The following is a 21,751-nucleotide window of genomic DNA, read 5'->3' as shown; positions in this document are numbered from 1 at the left end:
CTGGGAGAAAGGAAAAATCCAATTACCATCTAAGATAATTGGATTATACGTGATGTTATGAAAGAAAATACACCGGAACAGCAGTTAGATTTGCTTTGTAGTCAGATAATCCGCGAACGCGATCATTGGAACTACATAAACGAAAATGGCTGTAATGATCCGTTCTGGCCGGATGGCTGCAATATGAATCTGACGAGAAATCATATTATTTCTTACAAGAGAGATATTGCAGAGTTATGTGAAAAAGCTGGAATGTCACTTCCGGAAGAATATTTTTTGAAGATTCCGCCGGAAGTAGACGATAATTATATGGCAAACCTGAAACAGCAGGCACGTGTCGATCGGTTAAAACAGCAGGGGGATAAGTTAAGCTTGAAAAAAACAAAATTCGTCGATGACGGACAGCTGGAGTTTGGATGAGGTGAAAAACAATGAATGGTGAAGGATATCGTGATCCGACTGCAGACAGGGCAATTCGAAACGCTACCCACCTGCCGAGACAGATCTGGAGTGTGGTCAAGGCCGTGCGAGAAGTCCTGAATGTGTCACATTTGGAGTTGGTGGAGATCAAAATGAGAGACCGGACAACCGGAAGAGAACACAAGTGGGGAGGTGATACCAGTGGATCAGCACAAAGAGGAGAACGAGAAGAAAAAAGAATACCTGAGAAGATACCATGCGGCAGAACTTGCGGAACGAGAAATTCGAGAAGAGATTGATGATCTGCGAATGAATAAAATGTTTCCGGCACTGATCCAGGATGGAATGCCGCACGGGAGCAGCTGCGGGGATCTGTCAGCCTACGTAGTCCAGCTGGAAGAACTGATGGACAACCTGAAAGCACAGATGGAGCAGCAGATCCGGCTGAGAAAAGAAATCACGCAGAAAATCGAAGAGATGCCGGATGAAACGGAAAAGACCGTGTTGCGGCTGCGGTACATTCGCTGGATGAAGTGGGAGCAGATCGCAGAGAGAATGGGGTACAGTTTGCGGAACATAACGAAAATTCATGGAAAAGCACTGGTACATTTTAGGCTTTAGAAAAGAGTTCCTTTTTTTGCTTATTGCACCTGTGATATAGTGTAAGAGCCAAAGAATGGATGAGGGAAACGGCATTTTATTCAAGGCCTCCTTTCGATGTGTTTTGATAGAGCTTCGGCGGCAAGGTGTCACAGCCTGGCCGCTGATTGGGGCAGGCATCAGCCTGGGCGGTGTACACGTTCAAATGATGTCATGGTGCAGTGGCAGGCAGATCTCTGCACCTATCGGAACATACCATCAACGGCAGATGGACGGGGCCGCTCCCCGGATTCACGTTCGACTCGTGATGTTCCGACTCTCCAGTGGATGGAGATTCTCCGATTTGTTACTCTTATACAAGGATTCCTCGCAGAGATGCGGGGAATTTTTGCGTGCAGAAATTTGAGACAGAAAGGCGGTGTTGCAGGATGGCAAAATTGACTGCAAAGCAGCAAAAATTTGTTGATGAGTATCTGATCGACCTGAATGCAACGCAGGCCGCGATCAGAGCAGGTTATAAGAAAACAGAGTACACAGACACCAATGCAAATAAATTACTAGAAAATACTAGAATTCGAGAAGCTGTTGATAAATCAATGGCGGAACGGTCAAGACGGACTGGTATTAATCAGGATCGGGTGATTCAGGAACTGGCAAGAATAGCTTTTGTGAATCCGCAAAATGTAATCAATTCTGAAGATGCTTCTATTCGAACAGATGCCACAGAAGATGATTTGGCTTGCGTTCAGTCGGTGAAAGTTAAAACTATGGATGGTGAAAAAGGATCGTCAGTTGAAAGAGAAGTTCGATTAAATGATAAGATGAGAGCGCTGGAGCTTCTTGGAAAACACCTTGGTATGTTCAAGGATAAAGTTGAGCTGGATGCAGATATGGATCTCAACATCACGATTGACTACGGGGAGGACGATTCCGGATGAATATAAACGTCCAGATGAATCCGGGATTCAAAGAAGTTGATCGTAGCTGCAAACGGTATATTGTCATGAAAGGCTCTGCCGGCTCGGGGAAGAGCGTTGATACGGCGCAGAATTATATCCTGCGGTTGATGCAGGATCCGGGAAGAAATCTTTTGTGCGTCCGAAAGGCGGATGTGACCAACAGGGATAGCACTTTTGCAGAATTGCAGGGTGCTATTTTTCGTATGTTTGGGGAGCAGTATAAGAGATATTGGCACATCAACAGCTCCAACATGATTATGGAGTGTAAGATCAACCGGAATCAGATCATTTTCCGTGGAGTCAATGATGAGAAACAGCGTGAAAAGCTGAAATCCATTACTTTCAAGCGTGGAAAGTTGACCGATGTGTGGATTGAAGAAGCAACGGAAATTACGCAGGCGGACTTCGAGATCATTGATGACCGTCTCCGTGGTGAACTGCCGGATGGACAGTTCTATCAGATCCGGATGACGTTCAACCCGGTATCGGCGTATCACTGGATTAAGCGTGTGTTCTTTGACCGGTCAGATCCGGATGTTCTGACACATCAGTCAACCTACGAGCAGAACCGCTTTATCGATGATGCCTACCGAAGACGTATGATGCGGCGTAAGGAAGTGGATCCAGAGGGGTATCGGGTGTATGGCCTGGGGGAATGGGGCGAGGTCGCCGGACTGATCCTCAAAAACTATGTTGTCGAAGAATTTGACTGTTCACCGGAACGATTCGATTACATGGTCAATGCACAGGATTTCGGATTCAATCACGCCAATTGCATCGGTGAGGTTGGCTTTAAGGATGGTGAGTTGTATCTATGCCGGGAACTGTACGTGTATGAGATGGACACGGACGAGATCATCCGGCTGGCGGAAGGGCAGTTCAGCAAGCGCCTGCGTATGTGGTGCGATTCTGCGGAGCCGGACCGTATCAAGATGTGGCAGAAGGCGGGATACCGCGCAAAAGGTGTGCAGAAAGAGCCGAACAGCGTGCATGCCCAGATAGACTATTTGAAACAGCACAGGATCCATATCTACCCGTCCTGCGTCAATACAATAAAAGAAATTCAGCAATGGAAGTGGAAGAAGGATGAGCATACCAACACTTATCTCGAAGAGCCAGTTCCATTTTTTGATGATGCCATGGCGATGCTTCGATACTCCATTGAGGAAGAACGCAAGGCGAAACCACGGCTGAACAGAAAGGTGAAAGGAGGGATATAGAAGTGCGAACGAATTTGTATAGGCTACCGTCGGAAGAGACGCTGACAGATGCCAAATTGAACGAATTTATCATGCGGCATTCCGGAGAGTGCGCATTTAGATACAGCATGCTGCAGGAGGCCTACGAGACGGATTACCCGCTCCTGCATGAGCCGTTAAAGCCCAAGTGGAAGCCGGACAACCGGATCATGGTCAACTTTGCGAAATACATCGTGGATACGATGAACGGCTTCTTCATCGGGCATCCGATCAAACTGCAGGTAGACGATGGAAACGAAGCGGTTGAGAAATATGTTGATTTTCTGGATCAGTATAATGATCAGGACGATAACAATGCCGAACTGTCCAAGATCTGCAGTATCTTCGGTAAAGGCTATGAAATGTATTACGTAGATGAGAACGGAAATATCGGTATCACCTATCTGAGCCCGCTGGATGCATTCATGATCTACGATGATTCCGTGCTGGAAAGGGAACGGTATTTCGTGCGGCTGTATTACGATTCGAATCAGATCCTTCATGGCAGCGTTTCAGATGAGACGAAGGTTCGATGGTTCACAATAAAGGGAAAGCTGATCTGGGATGCAGACGAGAAGATACACGGCTTTGATGGCGTTCCGGCATCTGAGTACGTAGAAAACAAGGAGCGGATGGGAATCTTCGAACCGGTGCTTACGATGATCAACGCATACAATAAGGCGATCAGCGAGAAGGCCAATGATGTTGACTATTTCGCGGATGCTTATCTGAAAGTTCTTGGATCCAAGCTGGAAGAAGATGATGTGGCGCATATCCGGGACGACAGAATCATTAACTTTGATGGAGATACCGAGCGGTTGATCGTTGAATTTCTTCAGAAGCCAGATGGAGACACTACACAGGAGCATCTGATCGATCGACTGGAAAAGCTCATCTTCCATATCAGCATGGTAGCCAATATCTCGGATGAGAATTTTGGTACCAGCTCCGGTATCGCCATGAAGTATAAGCTGCAGGCGATGAGCAACCTGGAAAAGACGAAGGAACGGAAATTTACCAGCGGTATGAACCGGCGGTACCGTCTGATCTTCTCAAATCCGGTCTCGGGGATGAAAAAAGATGACTGGGTGAAGATCCATCCACACTTTACGCCGAACTTCCCGGCAAACCTGCAGGAAGAGGCAGAGATCGCGAAGAATCTGGAAGGCGTTGTCAGCCAGGAAACACAGCTGGGCGTGCTGTCTATCGTGGATAATGCACAGGACGAGATTAAGAAAATCGATGCTGATCAGGATAAGATGAGAGCGGATCTTGTGATGGAGCAGATGTTTGGCGGCGGTGGACAGGATGACGAGTAAGGAATACTGGCAGAAGCGTGAGACGGAGCATGCTAAGAAGAATAAGATGGCGGAGCAGGCCTATGCAGAAGAGATCCGGAAGACCTATGCATATATGGCAGACCAGATCCAGAAGGAGATCGATGGATTTTATGCAAAGTACGCCACAAAAGAGGGAATCTCACTGGCGGAGGCAAAAAGGAGAGTTTCCAAGCTTGACATCGAAGAATATGGAAGGAAAGCCGCAAAATACGTCAAAGAAAAAGATTTTTCTGATCAGGCGAATGAAGAGATGCGGTTGTACAATGCGACCATGAAAATCAATCGCCTGGAGCTGCTGAAAGCCAATATCGGGCTGGAAATGGTATCCGGCTTCGACGAACTGCAGAAATACTTTGATCAGACGCTGACACAGCAGACAATAGAAGAATTTCGCAGGCAGGCGGGCATTCTTGGCAATTCTGTGCAGGAAAACGGGAAAATGGCGCGGGCAATCGTCGATGCGTCATTCCATAACGCCACCTATTCCGACCGGATTTGGATGTATCAGGATATGCTGAAAGCAGAGCTGGACAAGCTGCTGAAAACAGGGCTAATCCAGGGTAAGAACCCGCGGGAGCTTGCGGTGCACCTGCAGAAACGCTTCGGTGCAAGCCGGGAGGATGCAGAGCGGCTCATGGTCACGGAGCTTGCCAGAGTCCAGACAGAAGCTCAGAAACAGTCCTATATCCGAAATGGATTCGAAGAGTATACATACGTTGCCTGCGGGAATGCAGATGTCTGCGAGCGGTGCCAGGCGTTGGACGGTAAGCATTTTAGGGTGCAGGATATGATGCCAGGGACAAATGCGCCGCCGATGCATCCGCGATGCCACTGCTCTACGGCGGCCTATGAAGACAGCACAGAGTATGAGAAATGGTTGAAATTTCTGGAGCAGGGTGGTACCACAGAAGAATGGGAAGCTTCGAAAAACAGAAAGGCGAGATACAAAGACAACGAAGGCATATTCCAAACATTGGATGGCAGATCAAAGGGGCGAGACGTTATCAAACCTCGAAATATCATGAAAGAAATGAAAAAGTCCAGCATCGGAACGGAAATGTTGGAATATCTTCAGGAAAATGATATTCAAATAAAGGTATGGTACGGAGTTGATGTCGACGAGGGACTGGACGGACTTTTCGAAGATGGTGAAATCAACATTTATGCTGATAACACCAAAACGGTTCGTGAGACAGCTATTACAGTGATTCACGAGGCCACACATGCCAAAATCAACAAGCCAAACACCAAAAATCAAGAGTTACAATGCTATATGAACGAGTACAGACATCAAAACATTGAATTGACAGAGAAAGTTGTCCAGGATATAATTAATCATATAAATGATAAATATCCGAATTTGAAATGGGAGTGATTGTTTATGACGAATACTCTGAATATGCCGCCTCATGAGAGGGTAAAACTTTTGAGAAAAGGCGAAAAAGTTCTGTGCAAGAAATGCAAAAAAGGAATTATGATTCCTGTTGGCGACCGTGAAAAAACCAATACTTTTTACTGTGATTCTTGCAAGAATCAGTTAATTATCAACTGATGATAAGGAGACAGGACAAATGGCTCAGAATGATTATTTCGTGATTGTATACCAGGTACTGAAATATCTGTATGAATGCTTGAAAAAGGGTGAAAAACCAGAAGCGTGTTACCTTACAGCATCGGCTTATAATATTCATGAGAATTATTGGCAGTATATCATTTTAAGCCTGATTACGGAAGAATATGTAAAAGGCATTGCTGTTAATCATACGAAAGATGGCGTTCTTTTAGGCGATCTGCCGGATGCCATTATCACACCAAAGGGTATTTCCTATCTGTTCGAAAATTCGTTGCTTGAAAAGGCAAAAAAGACGTTGAATGACGTAAAAGAGATGGTTCCGTTCGTATAAAACTGTTTAAGGAGTAAAAACGATAATGGCAAAGAATGACATGGAAGTAATCATGTATAAAATACTAAGGTATCTGTACGAATGCATGAAACTCGGTGTAGAACCAGAACTCGAACAGTTCGCGTGGAATTCAAAATTATTTGATATTCCGCAAAGCTATTGGTGCAAGATCATTGCAACGCTTGTAAGGAAGGGATATATTACAGGATTTGTGGTCGTTGACAAAACAAAAGACGCGCCAATGCTCCAAACAGACAGACCATTTGAGATTACGTTTGAGGGCGTACAGTTCCTGGAAGAAAACAGCCGCATGCAGAAAGCAAAAGAATATTGTACTGAAACATTCAACGTGATATTGTCTGCATTACTTGGCGCGATTATTTCATAGTTACCACTAGTCGAGAGGCCGGTGGTATTTTTATGCCCATTTAAGAAAGAGAGGATCAAAGAGTGATTGAAGTATCCGTTCGTAAGAACGAAATCAAGGTATCCGGCCATGCAATGTATGCACCGCACGGGCAGGACATTGTCTGCGCAGGCGTTTCCAGCCTCGTGCGGACGCTGATCCGCTCGATCGAGGATCTGACAAGGGATGAAATAGAATACGAAGTATCGCCCGGCTGGGTTGATATACAGTATGGGAATCTATCAGAGAGAGCAAGAACTCTGGTGGATTCCTTTTTTGTCGGCATCTATCTGATGGCCGATGAATTTCCGGAGCATGTCCGGATCGTGTAACCGATGTGACCGAAATGTCGTTAAACTATGATTCCGGAGCAACGGCACGGGGCTATTACAGAACGGGACGGGGCAGAAAGGACAGAAAAATAATGAAGTGCAAAAACAACCATTATCATTGGAGAATCCCGATGATCAACCTGCAGGTATTTGCAGACGGCGAAGGAGACGGCAGCGGAGCCGGAGACGGAAACGAGGACGGAACTGGAGCAGGTTCTGGAGATAGCGGCAATGAGATGTCATTTGATGATTTTCTTGGACAGGCAGAGAATCGTGCAGAGTTCGACCGCAGGGTCCAAAAGGCGGTAAATACAGCAGTGACCAAAGCACAGGAAAAGTGGCAGGCGCTGACTGATGACAAACTTTCAGAAGCGGAAAAGCTCGCGAAGATGACCAAGGAAGAGAAAGCAGAGTACAAGAATCGTAAGCTGGAGAAAGAACTGGCGGATCTGAAACGGCAGAACGCGATTTCGGAGATGTCAAAAACAGCCAGAAAGATGCTGGCAGATGAAGAAATCAACATCCCGGATGAACTTCTGGCACATCTGGTATCGGAAAGCGCTGAAGATACCAAGACGGCTGTGGAAGCTTTCGGAAAGATGTACAAGGACGCAGTGCAGGCTGCCGTAAAAGATGCTTTGAAGGGTAATGCACCAAAGGGCGGATCCGGCGGAAAGGGCGCTGTTACAAAAGAACAGATTCTTACAATCAGCAACCCGATTGAGCGGCAGCGGCTGATTGCGGAAAACATCGCATTATTTCAGTAGGAGGAATACACATGCATAAAATTGGAAAATTAGGGCTGCAGGTGTTTGCAGCACCGGATAACATGACGGGGCAGGAACAGATCCAGGTAAAGGCCCGCGAGATTGACTTTGTAACATCTTTCGGCAAAAACATTCAGGCGCTGCTTGATGTCCTGGGCATTATCCGAATGATCAAGAAAGATAACAATACTGTTTTAAAGACAAAAAAGGTAACAGGAACCCTGCAGTCCGGTGAGGTCGCAGAGGGCGAAGAAATCCCGTACTCTCAGTACGCTGTGGAAGAGATCCCGTTCGATACCATCAGGATCAACAAATACCGCAAGGGCGTAACCCTGGAGGCGATCGCAGAGAAAGGATACGATGCCGCAGTACAGGACACAGACGAAGAGTTTAAAAGCGATCTGCAGAACGTTGTCATGGATAAGCTGTATACACAGTTGAAGGCGGGTTCTCTGACTGATCACGAAAGTACTTGGCAGATGGCGGTTGCTATGGCGATCGGAAAAGTCAAAGACAAATTTAAAAAAATGAAAAGAACGGCTACAGGCGTAGCAGTGTGGGTGAATACACTGGATGTGTATAAATACGTTGGTGCTGCTGACATTACACTGCAGACGGCGTTCGGCTTTGAGTACATGAAGAAATTCCTGGGTGCAGAGGTTGTGTTCGTAAGCTCTGAAATCCCGGAAAACGTTGTTATCGCTACCCCGCTCAATAATATCGTCGGATATTATGTTGATCCGGGCGATTCTGAGTTCGTGAAGGCTGGCCTTAGCTACACAACGGATCCGACTACTCATTTTATCGGCTTCCATGCGCAGGGCACCTACGAGAGAGCAATTTCTGACATGTTCGCTATCATGGGCCTGCGTCTGTTCTGCGAATATCTGGATGCAATTGCTTGCATTTCCGTTGGCGGATCTGATACGCAGACACTTGGAACTCTGAATGTAACATCTGAAGCAGGAACAGAAGCTGGAAAGACGAAGATTTCCGTAAAAGAGCAGATCATGTCCATGAATAACTACTGGAAGTACAAAGATGCAGCATCTGCGACCGCGGTAAAATATGGTGATGATGTGAAAAACTGGAGCAAATGGGATGGAGAATCCGAGATCGCATCTACCGCTGGCCATCATATCACATTGGTTGAGTGCGACCAGAACTACAAAGCAGTTCGTTCTGGCGACGTAACAGTAGCTGTGAAAAGCTGAGAAAGGGTGATGGTATATGTACAGAGTAATCGAGTATTTTACTGATTTGCAGGACGATGACCATGAATACAGAACAGGCGATATCTTCCCGCGTGAGGGGCTTAAGGTATCCGAAGCCCGACTGGCAGAGCTTGCATCTGCTGAAAATCTGCGTGGTATCCCGCTGATCGAGCTGGTGGAGCCGGAAAAGGCAGGCAAAGGGAAAAGCAAGAATAAGGCAGTAGATTCCTTGGCAGAGTAGGAGGCAGCCTATGATCGAAGATCTGAAACTGCTTCTTGGACTGGAAGATACAGACAAAAAGACAGAACAGCAGTTACAGCTGATTCTGAATGCCACAAAACAGCGGCTGAAATTTCTTCTTGGCGGTCTGGAGCCGCCGGAAGAGATGGAATACATCATATTGGATGTTTCAGTCATTCGATTCAACCGGATCGGCTCGGAAGGGCTCTCCTCTCACAGTGTTGAGGGCGAAAGCCTTTCCTGGTCAGAAAATGATTTTGCCGGGTACATGGATGATATTCAGTCCTATCTGGACAGCCAGCGGGAGGCAAGAAAGGGAAAGGTAAAGTTTCTGTGAGATATGATACACCAGTTTTCTTCCAACGGGTCCTGCCGGGCGAATATGATTCGAAAACCGGAAACTATGCTGCAGACCAGGTCACAGAGGTGCAGAAAATGGCTTCTGTGATGGATACGAGGGCAGAGATCATGCAGATCGTATACGGAGGAATCCGTCAGGGCAGCGTGACCGTACAGCTTCAAAATCATTACCAGAAGCCGTTTGACCGGATCCGGATCGGGAACACAACCTATAGAGTGGACTATACGCGGAAACTTCGCGTGAAACAGACTTTTATTCTGTCGGAGGTGGTCTGATGCCGAAAATCAAGCTGGAAGGAATGGAGAAACTGCAGGTCAAATTGAAGAAAAACGTGCAGATGAGTGATATTAAGCGGGTGGTAAAGGAAAACGGAAAAGCTTTGCAGGAGGCGTCACAGAGAAAAGCGCCAGTGGATACCGGTACACTGAAACGGAGTATTGGTCTTGAGATCCGAGATGGCGGTCTTACGGCTGAAGTGGAGCCAACAGCAGAATATGCGGCATACGTGGAGTATGGAACTCGGTACATGAGTGCACAGCCATATATGCGTCCTTCCTACACAGCGCAGAAAGAGAAGTTCAAATCCGATTTGAAAAAGCTTACGAGGTGACATCATGGACCCACAGCAGGAATTATTCAGTGCGTTGCTTCTGGAATTAAAAAAACAGTATCCAGACGGTGTGTATGACACGTTTTTACCGCCGGAAGGTACGCCATACCCGTTTATCTATCTGGCGGACAGTGACTTGAATGATCGGGCCAACAAAACGGCTGTATTCGGCACTGTAAGTCAGACAATCCACGTTTGGCACGACAATCCGCGGCAGCGCGGCACAGTTTCACAGATGCTTCTGCAGATCAAGCAGGTTTGCAGACATCTGGAACATACCGGCAACTTTTCCTGGTCCGTGCAGAGCTTAAATCAGAGAATATTGCCGGACACAACCACCAACCAGCCACTTCTTCACGGTATCGTGGAAGTGACTTTTTTATTTAGTTAGGAGAACAGCATGAGAAAAACAATTGATTTACAGTTATTCGCAGATGCGGTACGTGGTAAAAAGATCGTTTATCTGTACCGCCTTAAAAAAGATGCGGCTAAAAATGCAGCTACAGCATTAGCGTTTACGACAGAGAACGGCAGAACGACAAGCAAAGATGCCGATACCACAGAGACAAAGGATGGCACGATCCGTACCCCGGGAGCAGCCGAGGTTGAGATTACGGCAACCAGTATTCTTGCCAAGGGCGACACACTGATCGACTCTCTTGAAGATGCCATGATCAACGATGAACTGGTCGAGATCTGGGAAGCAAATCTGGATGATCCAGCATCCAGCGGAAGCAATAAATTTAAGGGAAAATACTTCCAGGGCTATGTGACGGAGGTAGAAAAGACTTCAAACGCCGAAGATATGGTGGAGGTGTCTCTTACCTTTGGTGTCAATGGAACCGGTCAGAAAGGTGATGTAACCGTAACGACCGCGCAGCAGGAAATAGCAGCTTACGTATTTACAGATACGACAAAAACAGGAGCGTAAAAATACTGAGGGCGAGAAATCGTCCTCAGTTTGAATAGTAAAGGAGAAAAATGATATGGAACTTACAATCAACGGACAGGTGTATCAGTTTAATTTTGGCATGGGATTCATGAGAGAAATGAACAAGAAAGTAAGCATGCCGGTAGACGGAGTAAAAGATGCCAAGAAGAATATTGGCCTGAGATACGCTGTGGCAGGGATCATGGACGGAGATGTAGAGGCTCTTGAGGATCTGTTACTCGTAGCGAATAAAGGGCAGAATCCGAGAGCAACTACAGAAATTCTGGATGAATATATTGATGATCCGGATACCGATATCAATCAGCTCTTCGAAGATACGATGGGTTTCTTAAAGAATGCAAATGCTACGAAGAAATGCGTCCAGAATCTCGAGAAGACGATCGAGGAAGAAAAAGCGAAGAAGTAGGTGGCGTAGCCCATGAAGAGGTGAGTTTCGAAGAACAATACCGGGAAGTTGCAATCAGCTGCTTCCGGTATCTGGGATTCACATCGTTTGAGCAGGTTGATCGTCTGACGATTGCACAGTACGAAATTATGATGGAAGCGCTGAGATATCGAATAGTAGACGACGAATACAGGGCACATCGGCAGGCCTTTCTGAATTTTGCGGCCCAAGCGCAAAAAAAATCCGGAAAGAAAACAGTGCCAGTATACAAGCGATTCCGTAATTTCTTTGACTATGAAAAAGAATTAAAAAATGTGAAGGAAAAGAAGCGCAAGAAGGGTGATCCACGATTCGCCGGAATATCCAAATTGTTAAAGAGAGGAGAGTGAACAGATGGCAGAATCTTATAGCGTAAAGGCGGTTTTATGCGCGGAAGATAAGAACTTCTCCTCAATGATGAAATCATGCAGCAGTTATGCTGAAAATCTGAAAAATACGCTTACAAGTGGAATTGGATTCGGCGCTATGGCGGCGATCGGATCCAAGGCAGTATCGGCAGTCGGAAGTGGATTAAAAAGTCTGACTACAGGAGCAATAAGCGCTGGTGCGAATTTTGAGAATGCTATGTCATCTGTAGCAGCTATTTCCGGGGCTACAGGATCTGACTTTGATCGGCTGTCTGAAAAGGCGAAACAGCTCGGAAAATCCACACAGTACACCGCAAGTGAGACAGCTTCTGCGATGGAGTACATGGCAATGGCCGGCTGGAAAACTGAGGATATGTTAAATGGAATCGAAGGCGTAATGGATCTGGCCGCTGCATCGGGAGAAGATTTGACTGGCGTTTCCGACATCGTAACAGATGCTATGACAGCTTTCGGTTTATCGGCGGATGGCACCACCAAAATTATCAAAGATGGTTTTACAAAAGAAGTCTCCAACGCTTCACATTTTGCTGATGTTCTGGCAGCAGCTTCGGCAAATTCTAACACCAACGTTGCTATGCTGGGCGAATCTTTTAAATATGCGGCTCCCGTAGCTGGATCGTTAGGATACAGCGTAGAAGATACAGCCATTGCCCTCGGACTCATGGCGTCGTCAGGGTTGAAAAGCAGTATGGCTGGTAGCAGCCTCCGAACTATCCTGACAAATCTTGCCAAGCCAACAGATGATATCAGTGACGCAATGGATTATTTGGGCATATCCTTGCAGAATGGTGATGGCTCTATGAAGTCTCTGATGGACATTGTAACGGATTTGCGAGGTGCATTTGGACAATGTAAAATGCCAATGGATCAGTTCCAAGAGAATCTTGCAAAACTTGACGAAAAGTATGCCAATGGAGAGCTGACAGAAAAGAAGTATAATGAAGCATTAGCAGATTTAACGGAAAAGGCTTATGGAGCAGAGGGAGCGTTAAAGGCCAAATATGCTGCTACATTAGCTGGAAAAGAGGGTATGTCAGGTCTGCTTTCAATCGTGAGTGCGGCACCAGAGGATTTTGACAAGTTAACAAACGCCATTTATAACAGCGATGGTGCAGCCAAAGAAATGGCAGAAATAAAAATGGATAATCTGCAGCACGATGTCGTGAAACTGCAGTCTGCTATGGAAGGACTTGGAATTACCGCATTCAACCAGGTTGGCGGAAAAATGAGAGGTTTGGTTGGCATCGCAACTGAGGCGGTTGGAAAAATCGATGAGAAGCTTGCCAGCGGAAAAGGGATCGAAAAGGCTGTCGATAAAATAGAAGCAATGGTTGAGAAAGCAAAACCATATTGGGATATTTTCAAAACGGATGCAGTGGAAGCAGGAACAGCGCTGGGCGATGCGGCTGGGGCGATCATAGGAGATATCAAGAAACTTTCAGGTTCTTTTGGCAGCACAGAAAGTATTGAAAATTTCTCAACCATTTTGGGAAAGGTTAAAGATGGAACTGTAGCAGTTTCGGGATTTTTGGAAAAACATTCGGATGTAATTGCAAAGTTGGTGGTAACACTTCCGAAACTTTTGATTGCGTACAAAGGCTTTAAAATTGTTAAAGCTGTAGCACCGTTTGTTGGCGCATTTACGGGAGCTGTTGGAGGACTGGCAAAGGCTGGTCTTGGGAAAATTGCACCTGGCTTATTTAAAGTGTCAAAAGGGCAGGAAGCGGTTGGCAAATCAAGCGGTGGCAGTGCAAAGAAAATGGTAGCATCCGCCAAGGCCTTTATGATGATGGGTGTCGGGGTACTGGCGATTAGTGCTGGGTTCTATTTGCTTGCGCAGTCTGCAATTGCAGTAACCAACGCTGGCCCAGGGGCAATCGCTGTTTTTGGTGGTTTGATTGGTGTTGTAGTAGGACTTGCAGTTGGTATGACAAAGATGCTTTCGTCTATGTCTGGCGGGTCGAAGAAATTAACAGCGATGACACCGGCGCTTCTGGCATTGGGAGCGGCTGTATTAATGATTAGCGCAGGTTTGGCACTGCTGGCGTATTCTTCAATTCAGTTGGCGAATGCTGGTCCGTTGGCCATTGGATGTATGGCAGGAATGGTCGTAGCGCTTGCCGGTTTGATGTTGGTAGCGAAAAATGTAGCACCAACACTTTCGGCCGGAGCAGTTGGATTTGTTGCGTTTGGGGCCTCGGTATTAATTGCGGCAGCTGGAATCGGATTGTTATCCCTGGCGGCTATTAATCTTGCAAATGCCGGTCCCCTGGCCATTGGATGTATGGTTGGTATGGTTGCGGCAATCGCTTTGCTGGCAGTGGGAGCGGCTGCTCTTGGATCAGCATTGACAGTGGGAGCAGTTGGCTTTATTGCATTTGGAGCCGCTATTGTTTTGGTGGCAGCAGGTGCGTTGATTGCCAGCGCGGCATTGGCGGTTGTGTCTGCTGTTCTTCCTTCGATCGTACAATATGGAAGCCAGGGAGCGGTAGCTATTGCTCAGCTTGGTGCAAGCATGATTGTTTTTGGCACCGGAGCTGCTGTTGGAGGAATTGGCGCAACCGCGCTCGGAGTTGGTCTTGCGTTGGTCGGTGTAACTGCGCTGGTTGCAGCCGCAGGAGTAATTGTATTGGCCGCCGGAGCAGCGGTGCTTGGAGCTTCGCTTGTGATGGCAGGTGCAGGTTTGACAATTATGGGAGCAGCATTTCCACTTGTAGCGGCTGGTGCAAAGGTCAGTGCAGCCGGATTGGCGGCATTACTTGGATCAGGTACTGCGGCCAGTGCGGTTTTTGTGATTTTGGCAGGATCTTCTGGCGCGGCAGCTGTAACAGTTGGTGTATTTGCAGCGGCAATGGTGGCCGGAGCCGCAGGAACCGGTCTTATGGTAGTTGCTCTGAAATCAGTAAATTCCAGCATGAAGTCAATTGCTGGAAATGCAAAGAGCGCAGAAAAATCGCTCACGAGCATGAAATCGAGCGTCAATGTTGTAAATTCCGGATTGGATGCATTGGGGAACAAAGCAAAAAACGCTATCAGTGCATTAATTAAGCAGTTTTCTCAGGGAGAAAGCAAGGCAAAAACTTCTGGAAAAGCGGTTGGAAATAATTTCAACAATGGCGTTTCAGCAGGAATGTCAAAGGCGGTCTCTACGGCCGGAACAATGTCAAATTCGATTGTAATTACCATGCGATCATCGGCAGGCGGTGCCTATAACAGCGGCGCATACATCGGAATGGGACTTGCAAATGGTATGGCAAGCCAGGTTGGACATGTAAGAGCAGTGGCGGCACAGCTTGCGGCGGCTGCAGAGGCGGCGATCCGGGCGAGAGCACAGATCCACAGCCCATCACGGGTGACAGATAAACTCGGCAATTATTTCGGTATCGGCTGGGTCAACGGCATTATGGATCATGTGCAGGAGGCGAGGCAGGCCGCCATGGAATTGATACAGGTTCCGGAACTTACACCTGCGCCGGAAATCGGAATGAGCCTCCGGTCTGGCTATGAAGATCTGAACGACGACAGCTACCAGTACAGCAGCAATGGAAAATATACCATCTATGTACCTGTTAATCTGGACGGAAGAGAGATTGGAAAAGCGACTGCAACGTATACACGAGAAGAAATTGAGAAACAGGAGACAAGGGAGAACCGAAAGAAAGGCAGGCGAATAAATGTATAACTTTGTAGATACCACAGAGCGATACCCAGGGCAGAACCTGCCTTCGGAGGCTCTCATGTTTAATGGAAGTTATCTTGAGAACGTAATTCCCGGCTATCGGACACTTTATGTGTCCGGCCGGGAAATTTTGGGTACGGAGATTACAGATCTGGAAACAGGCGTGTCTGACGGTACAAAGTATCGACGAAAGCGTTATCAGCCAAGGACTATTGTGGTGGGATATCAGCTGGTAGCCAAAGATAATGCAGCTTTTCGCAGTGCTTACAACAAACTGAATGCTCTTCTGGATGCAGAACAGGCAACCCTTATTTTTGCAGATGAACCGGACAAATATTATATCGGAACAAAGCAGGGAACGAGTGAAGTGCCGGCGGGAAGAAATGCGATCACTGCGGAGCTGGAATTTTACTGCGCGGATCCATTCAAGTATTCGGTGGAAGAATTTACGGTGAATCCGACTGCGGATGACGGAAAAACGTTCATTGTGTCGTACAACGGCACTTATCGGGCCTTTCCAAAGCTTCAGGCAGTAATGCACAGTGAAAATGGAGTAGTAGGTTTTGTAAATGACTCCAAGAAAATTCTTCAGTTCGGTGATCCGGATGAGTTGAACGGAGAAACATACAAAAAAAGCGAACTGATAACAAGCTATGCTGACCAATATGTCTGGTCACAGGATGCGGCGTGGAAAGATGATACAGGGAGCAACTTCTTATACAGTAACAGCAAGACGGCTGGAAAGCTGGGTGTCATGAGCGTAGACAGCATCAAAGGTCTGTATCTGGCCAGCAGTGGATATGTAAGTCCAAACACAAACGGCTGGAATGGAGCTATGAAATCTATTGATGTGGTAGATTCCAATGGAGCAAAGGGAGCGACGCACCTCTATTGTTACATGAACAGCTGGTTTGAAACTGGTCTTATGGGGCAGACGGGCTGCCAGGCGATTGCTTTCTGCGATGCGAACGGAAAAATGATCTGCTGCCAGGAGATATACAAAACCGATACGATCGGAAACACAGCGCACATGAATATGTGGGTAGGTGGAAACAACCCGCGTATCGTCAAAACATATACTTTTGAACCTTGCCATCGAAAAGATGCAAACCCATACAGCCAAACGTATGGCGCAAGCGACATGATGAAACATGGAGAGAAAATACGTTTTTTCTGGAAGGGCAGTTATCCGGAATTTACAGTTCCAGAATTAAAAAATGTGAAAGTGGCAACAGTGAAATTGTATTTGGGACAGTGGGGAAGTCGAAATACAGGAAATCAGCTTGTCACCAGAAATTATTTCCGCGGCATCTTCGTGAGAATTGACAATGTAGAAAAATGGCGTGATATTCCGAATAAATTTTCGGTAAATCAGGTTTTGACAGCTGACTGTAGCAATGGAGAGGTCATGTTACAGGGACTTCCGAGACAGGATCTTGGTGCGTTGGGCAACGATTGGGAGAACTTTTGCCTGCAGCCTGGAATGAATCAGATCCAATGCATTGCATCGGACTGGGCAACACAGCCAACATACACAATGAAATACAGGGAGGTGTTTCTATGATTTTATATTTTGCGGACCGACATATGAATGTCCTTGGGCAGGCAAGCATAGAGCTACCGAAGGGATTGTACATTTCTGATGATCTGAAAACAGAAGAGGTGGAAGCAGGTGTTGCTACACTAGAATTTACGCTGAATTACACGGCGAGCACGCGGAATGATGCGAAACAGTATGGTTCTGTTGGCAATTATATTCTTCGGAAGAATGGCGATGAGCAGGAATTTTATACGATCATTACCAGCGAAGAAAATATTTTCAAACAGGAAGTAGAAATCTATGCCGAGGATGCCGGTATGGATCTCCTGAACGAGACAGTTGGCGAATACAAAGCAGACAAGGCATATCCAGCGAGCTACTATGTTGAAAAATTCAGCGACGATTCCGGCTTTGAAATTGGAATCAATGAGGTCAGCAATTATAACCGGAAACTGTCCTGGGAGGGTGAGACCACCGCTTCTGAGCGTATTTTGAGCGTTGCCACGCAGTTTGACGCGGAAGTTTCCTATACTTTTGAAATCGACCGGTTGAAAATCAAGCACAAATATATCAACCTGCATAAGAAGCGCGGCGTAGATCAGGGGCGAGAACTTCGGATCAACCGGGAAGTGAAAAATATCATTGTAAAAAGTTCAGTAGAAGATCTGGCTACGGCACTTTCCGTTACCGGCGGATATCCGGAAGACAGTGAAACGCCGATCAATCTGAAAGGGTATAAGTATGATGACGGCGATATATATCTGTCCGGCAGTACGATTTATTCCCGGAGCGCGGTGGCCAAATGGAGCCGGTATCTTTCCGAAAAAGGAAGTGGTACGGGACATATCGTCCAGTCGTACACTTACGATACTACCAGCAAGTCAGAACTCTGCAACAGGGCAGTTTCAAAGCTGAAAAAGATCTACGATGCGGCTGTTTCCTATGAAGTAGAGCTGGCGTATCTGCCGGATGGGATTAAAATCGGCGATACGGTGAATATTGTAGACGATACCGGAGAACTGTATTTGTCTGCAAGAATCATGAAACTGGAGTCCTCCATTTGCAATGATGAGTACACGGCAACGCTGGGCGAATACAAGCTGAAATCGAGTGGAATTTCAGAAAAGATGGAGAGCCTGGCTGCACAGTTTGAAAAACTGGCAAAGAACCGGACGTTTTACACTTGGGTTGTGTTTGCTGATACGGAAACGGGCGGCGGAATATCGCTCAAATCAGCTGGAAAGACATACATGGGTATCGCATACAATCAGACGACAAAACAGCCGGTACTTACAGACCCGAGCATCTATACCTGGGTAAAGGTTGTTGGAGAGCAGGGAATTGCGGGAGAGCCCGGAAAGAATGGTCTGACTAGTTTCTTCCATGTGAGATATGCTGATGTTCCGAACCCGACAGCAAATCAGTTGCGGAAGGATACAGGAAAATATATCGGTACCTACGTGGACTATATATTGGAGGACAGTACAGATCCGACCAAGTACACCTGGCGAAAATTTCAGGGCGATGACGGAGAGGACGGCGCCGATGGAACCCCTGGAGAAAACGGTGCGAATGGTGAAACCAGTTATCTGCATATCGCTTATGCAACAAGCGCGGATGGAAAGACAGGCTTTTCGACAACCAACGCCGTCGATAAAACGTATATAGGCCAATACGTGGATTTTACCAAGGCTGACAGCGCCAATCCGGCGAAGTATCATTGGAGCAAATTTCAGGGGCCGAAAGGAGATAAGGGAGAACAGGGTCCGCAGGGCTTGCGCGGCCTGCAGGGTGAAAAAGGTGATCAGGGAATCCAGGGACCAAAGGGCGAAAGTGGCAAATCCACGTATACGCATATTGCTTATGCAAATAGCTCTGATGGAAAGGTCAGTTTCTCCGTTTCTGATTCGGATCGTGATTATGTCGGAATGTATGTAGATGAGGTCGTAGCGGACAGCACAGACCCAACGAAATATGCTTGGAGTAAGATTAAAGGTGCCGATGGTACGCAGGGAATCCAAGGAAAGCCGGGAGCAGATGGAAAAACACCGTATTTTCATATCGCTTATGCAACGAGTGCGGATGGAAAGACAGGCTTTTCTATTACTGAATCAACCGGTAAGACGTACATCGGTGTGTATACGGACTATACAAAGGCAGATTCTACCGACCCATCTAAATACAAGTGGACAAAGATTCAAGGACCGCAGGGCACGCAGGGACTGCAGGGAATCCAGGGACCACAGGGGGAGCGAGGTATTGCTGGAAAAGATGGACAGAACGGAGCTACAACATATTTTCATATTAAGTATTCTGCAGTTTCGAATCCGACGTCTGCAAGCCAGATGACAGAGGTTCCCAACACTTATATTGGTACCTACGTAGATTTTACGGAAATGGATTCAAACGATCCTGGAAAATATACATGGTATAGGCTTCAGGGGTTACAGGGCGAAAAAGGTACGCAGGGCCTTCCTGGGAAAGATGGATCGAACGGAAAAACTACCTATCTTCATATCAAGTATTCCAATGATGGGGGTAAAACTTTTACAGCGAACAGTGGTGAGACACCGGGAGATTATGTTGGAACATGTACCGATTTCAATCAGACGGATCCGACGACAGTTGGCTCGTATATATGGGCTAAAATTAAGGGAGAACAGGGTCCGCAAGGACTGCGCGGCCTGCAGGGCGATAAGGGTGATCAGGGAATCCAGGGACCCAAAGGCGCTGACGGAAAAGATGGAAAAACGACGTATTTTCACATCAAATATTCTGCGGTTTCGAATCCGACCTCTGCGTCTCAGATGACAGAGACACCGTCAAAATACATTGGAACGTATGTGGATTTTACACAGACGGATTCGGATGATCCGAAGAAGTACAGCTGGCAGCAGCTGGAAGGTTCGCAGGGGCCACAGGGAAAACAGGGAATTTCAGGTACCAATGGAGCAGACGGGAAAACCAGTTATCTGCACATCAAATATAGCAATGACGGTGGGAAGACATTCACCGGGAACAGTGGTGAGGATATTGGCGCTTATATCGGAACATGCGTGGACTATGCAAAAGATGATCCTACAAGTGTCGGAACGTATAAGTGGGCGAAAATCAAAGGCGAGGCTGGAGCCAAAGGTGATAAGGGTGATACGGGTAAGGGGGTTAAATCGACATCTGTTGCATACCAGGTTTCAACTTCCGGAACAACAGTTCCAACTGGCACATGGTCTGGGTCTGTGCCATCTGCATCCGCGGGGCAGTATCTGTGGACACGTACAATCATCACTTACACTGACGACACAACATCCACGATATATAGTGTCGGCCGTATGGGAACCAATGGTGCAAATGGCACCAATGGAAAGAGTATTGGATCAGTAGTCAATTATTACCTGGCAACGGCATTTTCCAGCGGAGTTACAACGGCGACGAGTGGATGGACAACAGCTGTCCAGTCGGTGTCTGCGGCTAAGAAGTATCTTTGGAATTATGAGGTTGTGAAGTATACCGACGGAACCGTGGCGAGTACAACTGCGCCTTGCATCATTGGATCATACGGTGATCGGGGAAGTAAAGGGGATAAAGGTGATACCGGATCAACCGGAAATGGCATTAAAAGCATTACTGAGCACTATGCAGTCTCCACATCCAATTCGACTGTTCCTACATCGTGGTCATCCACCGTTCCGACAATGACAGAGAGCAATAAATATCTCTGGAACTACGAGACAATTACTTATACAAATGGGACAACTGTAGACACAACAAAACGAGTTATCGGTGTATATGGTAACAAAGGTGCTACAGGGGCTACTGGTTCACAGGGATATAGTCTTGTGGCAAATGTGGTTAGAGATGCCTTCACAGAGTCTCGGTGGACAACATATGGAACGATTAATCACGAAGAAACTTGGTCCAGCACATCTGGTATCCGTAACGGTTGCCGGATTGGTGATATGTTTGCAATCGTTGGAACTGCAACGGACACAAAAAATGCTCATGTTGCTTATTATCGGAGTAATACTGCATCTGGAGATCTGAAAGGTTTGTGTATAAGCCATACAATTATCCCGAGGGGTGCAACAGGAGCTACCGGCAGTAAGGGAGATAAGGGCGATACTGGTGCAAGTGGAAAAGGCGTTAAATCTACTGCAGTAACATATCAGGCAAGTTCGTCTGGAACTACGATCCCTACTGGAGTATGGTCAGCAACTCCTCCGGCGACAAGTGCGGACAAACCATATTTCTGGACTCGTACGATCATCACCTATACGGATAATACAACTTCAACTGCTTACAACGTTGGTAGTACACCGGAAGGAATTGTCGTCGGTGGGCGAAATTTGGCGACCAATACCAATAAAGGAACAACCGG

22 protein-coding genes are annotated in these 21,751 nt (G+C 46.8%); all 22 read left to right on the top strand.

Annotated elements, in window-relative coordinates; translation table 11 throughout:
* Positions 1-57 precede the first annotated feature (57 nt).
* Positions 58-420 (top strand): hypothetical protein, encoded by a 363-nt coding sequence (locus DXD92_RS18150; protein ID WP_118641295.1) that lies wholly within the window; start codon positions 58-60, stop codon positions 418-420.
* A gap of 201 nt (positions 421-621) precedes the next feature.
* Entirely contained in the window at positions 622-1,041 is a 420-nt protein-coding gene (locus tag DXD92_RS18145; protein WP_118641293.1) for a sigma factor-like helix-turn-helix DNA-binding protein, read from the top strand.
* A 407-nt stretch (positions 1,042-1,448) separates the two neighbouring features.
* On the top strand, positions 1,449-1,958 hold the full coding sequence (locus DXD92_RS18135) for a terminase small subunit (RefSeq protein WP_118641289.1): 510 nt from the start codon (positions 1,449-1,451) through the stop codon (positions 1,956-1,958).
* Positions 1,955-3,199 carry a PBSX family phage terminase large subunit gene (locus DXD92_RS18130; protein ID WP_118641287.1) on the top strand — a complete coding sequence of 415 codons (1,245 nt, stop codon included), beginning with the start codon at positions 1,955-1,957 and terminating at the stop codon, positions 3,197-3,199. Before DXD92_RS18135 ends, DXD92_RS18130 begins: the two co-directional genes overlap by 4 nt.
* A gap of 2 nt (positions 3,200-3,201) precedes the next feature.
* Positions 3,202-4,536, top strand: a complete 1,335-nt coding sequence (locus DXD92_RS18125) for a phage portal protein (protein ID WP_243104954.1) — start codon at positions 3,202-3,204, stop codon at positions 4,534-4,536.
* Positions 4,526-5,932 (top strand): minor capsid protein, encoded by a 1,407-nt coding sequence (locus DXD92_RS18120; RefSeq protein WP_118641285.1) that lies wholly within the window; start codon positions 4,526-4,528, stop codon positions 5,930-5,932. The genes DXD92_RS18125 and DXD92_RS18120 overlap by 11 nt, the downstream gene beginning before the upstream one ends.
* A 196-nt stretch (positions 5,933-6,128) precedes the next feature.
* A complete protein-coding gene (locus DXD92_RS18115; RefSeq protein WP_118641283.1) occupies positions 6,129-6,461 on the top strand; it encodes a YjcQ family protein in 333 nt (110 codons plus the stop codon).
* Between the two features lie 25 nt (positions 6,462-6,486).
* The gene (locus tag DXD92_RS18110; RefSeq protein ID WP_118641281.1) at positions 6,487-6,849 is read left to right on the top strand and encodes a YjcQ family protein; all 363 of its coding nucleotides are present in this window, start codon (positions 6,487-6,489) and stop codon (positions 6,847-6,849) included.
* A gap of 62 nt (positions 6,850-6,911) precedes the next feature.
* On the top strand, positions 6,912-7,199 hold the full coding sequence (locus tag DXD92_RS18105; protein ID WP_118641279.1) for a ribosomal-processing cysteine protease Prp: 288 nt from the start codon (positions 6,912-6,914) through the stop codon (positions 7,197-7,199).
* Between the two features lie 92 nt (positions 7,200-7,291).
* Positions 7,292-7,966, top strand: coding sequence for a DUF4355 domain-containing protein (locus DXD92_RS18100; RefSeq protein WP_243104952.1), 675 nt, complete (start codon positions 7,292-7,294; stop codon positions 7,964-7,966).
* Positions 7,967-7,977: 11 nt separating this feature from the next.
* Positions 7,978-9,180, top strand: coding sequence for a hypothetical protein (locus DXD92_RS18095; protein ID WP_243104950.1), 1,203 nt, complete (start codon positions 7,978-7,980; stop codon positions 9,178-9,180).
* A gap of 16 nt (positions 9,181-9,196) precedes the next feature.
* Complete coding sequence (locus tag DXD92_RS18090; protein ID WP_118641277.1) at positions 9,197-9,421, top strand: hypothetical protein; 225 nt, start codon at positions 9,197-9,199, stop codon at positions 9,419-9,421.
* Positions 9,422-9,431: 10 nt separating this feature from the next.
* A complete protein-coding gene (locus DXD92_RS18085) occupies positions 9,432-9,758 on the top strand; it encodes a phage head-tail connector protein (protein WP_118641275.1) in 327 nt (108 codons plus the stop codon).
* A complete protein-coding gene (locus DXD92_RS18080) occupies positions 9,755-10,057 on the top strand; it encodes a hypothetical protein (RefSeq protein WP_118641273.1) in 303 nt (100 codons plus the stop codon). Before DXD92_RS18085 ends, DXD92_RS18080 begins: the two co-directional genes overlap by 4 nt.
* Entirely contained in the window at positions 10,057-10,392 is a 336-nt protein-coding gene (locus DXD92_RS18075; protein WP_173812921.1) for an HK97-gp10 family putative phage morphogenesis protein, read from the top strand. The genes DXD92_RS18080 and DXD92_RS18075 overlap by 1 nt, the downstream gene beginning before the upstream one ends.
* A gap of 4 nt (positions 10,393-10,396) precedes the next feature.
* Complete coding sequence (locus DXD92_RS18070) at positions 10,397-10,783, top strand: hypothetical protein (protein WP_118641269.1); 387 nt, start codon at positions 10,397-10,399, stop codon at positions 10,781-10,783.
* A gap of 9 nt (positions 10,784-10,792) precedes the next feature.
* Positions 10,793-11,323: a phage major tail protein, TP901-1 family gene (locus tag DXD92_RS18065; protein WP_118641267.1), complete on the top strand. Its 531-nt coding sequence runs from the start codon at positions 10,793-10,795 to the stop codon at positions 11,321-11,323.
* A 55-nt stretch (positions 11,324-11,378) separates the two neighbouring features.
* Positions 11,379-11,750 (top strand): tail assembly chaperone, encoded by a 372-nt coding sequence (locus DXD92_RS18060; protein WP_118641265.1) that lies wholly within the window; start codon positions 11,379-11,381, stop codon positions 11,748-11,750.
* On the top strand, positions 11,699-12,118 hold the full coding sequence (locus DXD92_RS18055; RefSeq protein ID WP_147399315.1) for a hypothetical protein: 420 nt from the start codon (positions 11,699-11,701) through the stop codon (positions 12,116-12,118). The genes DXD92_RS18060 and DXD92_RS18055 overlap by 52 nt, the downstream gene beginning before the upstream one ends.
* 4 nt (positions 12,119-12,122) lie before the next feature.
* Positions 12,123-15,839 carry a phage tail tape measure protein gene (locus DXD92_RS18050; RefSeq protein WP_118641261.1) on the top strand — a complete coding sequence of 1,239 codons (3,717 nt, stop codon included), beginning with the start codon at positions 12,123-12,125 and terminating at the stop codon, positions 15,837-15,839.
* A 55-nt stretch (positions 15,840-15,894) separates the two neighbouring features.
* A complete protein-coding gene (locus DXD92_RS18045) occupies positions 15,895-17,400 on the top strand; it encodes a distal tail protein Dit (RefSeq protein ID WP_158581809.1) in 1,506 nt (501 codons plus the stop codon).
* Positions 17,397-21,751, top strand: a 4,355-nt coding sequence (locus tag DXD92_RS18040; RefSeq protein ID WP_199696584.1) for a phage tail spike protein, incomplete at its 3' end; no start/stop codon positions are given. The genes DXD92_RS18045 and DXD92_RS18040, both read left to right, overlap by 4 nt.

The sequence above is a fragment of the Blautia sp. TM10-2 genome (genome assembly GCF_003480845.1).
GTDB classification, from domain to species: domain Bacteria; phylum Bacillota; class Clostridia; order Lachnospirales; family Lachnospiraceae; genus Fusicatenibacter; species Fusicatenibacter saccharivorans.
This window is presented reverse-complemented; position numbering and strand designations above follow the sequence as displayed.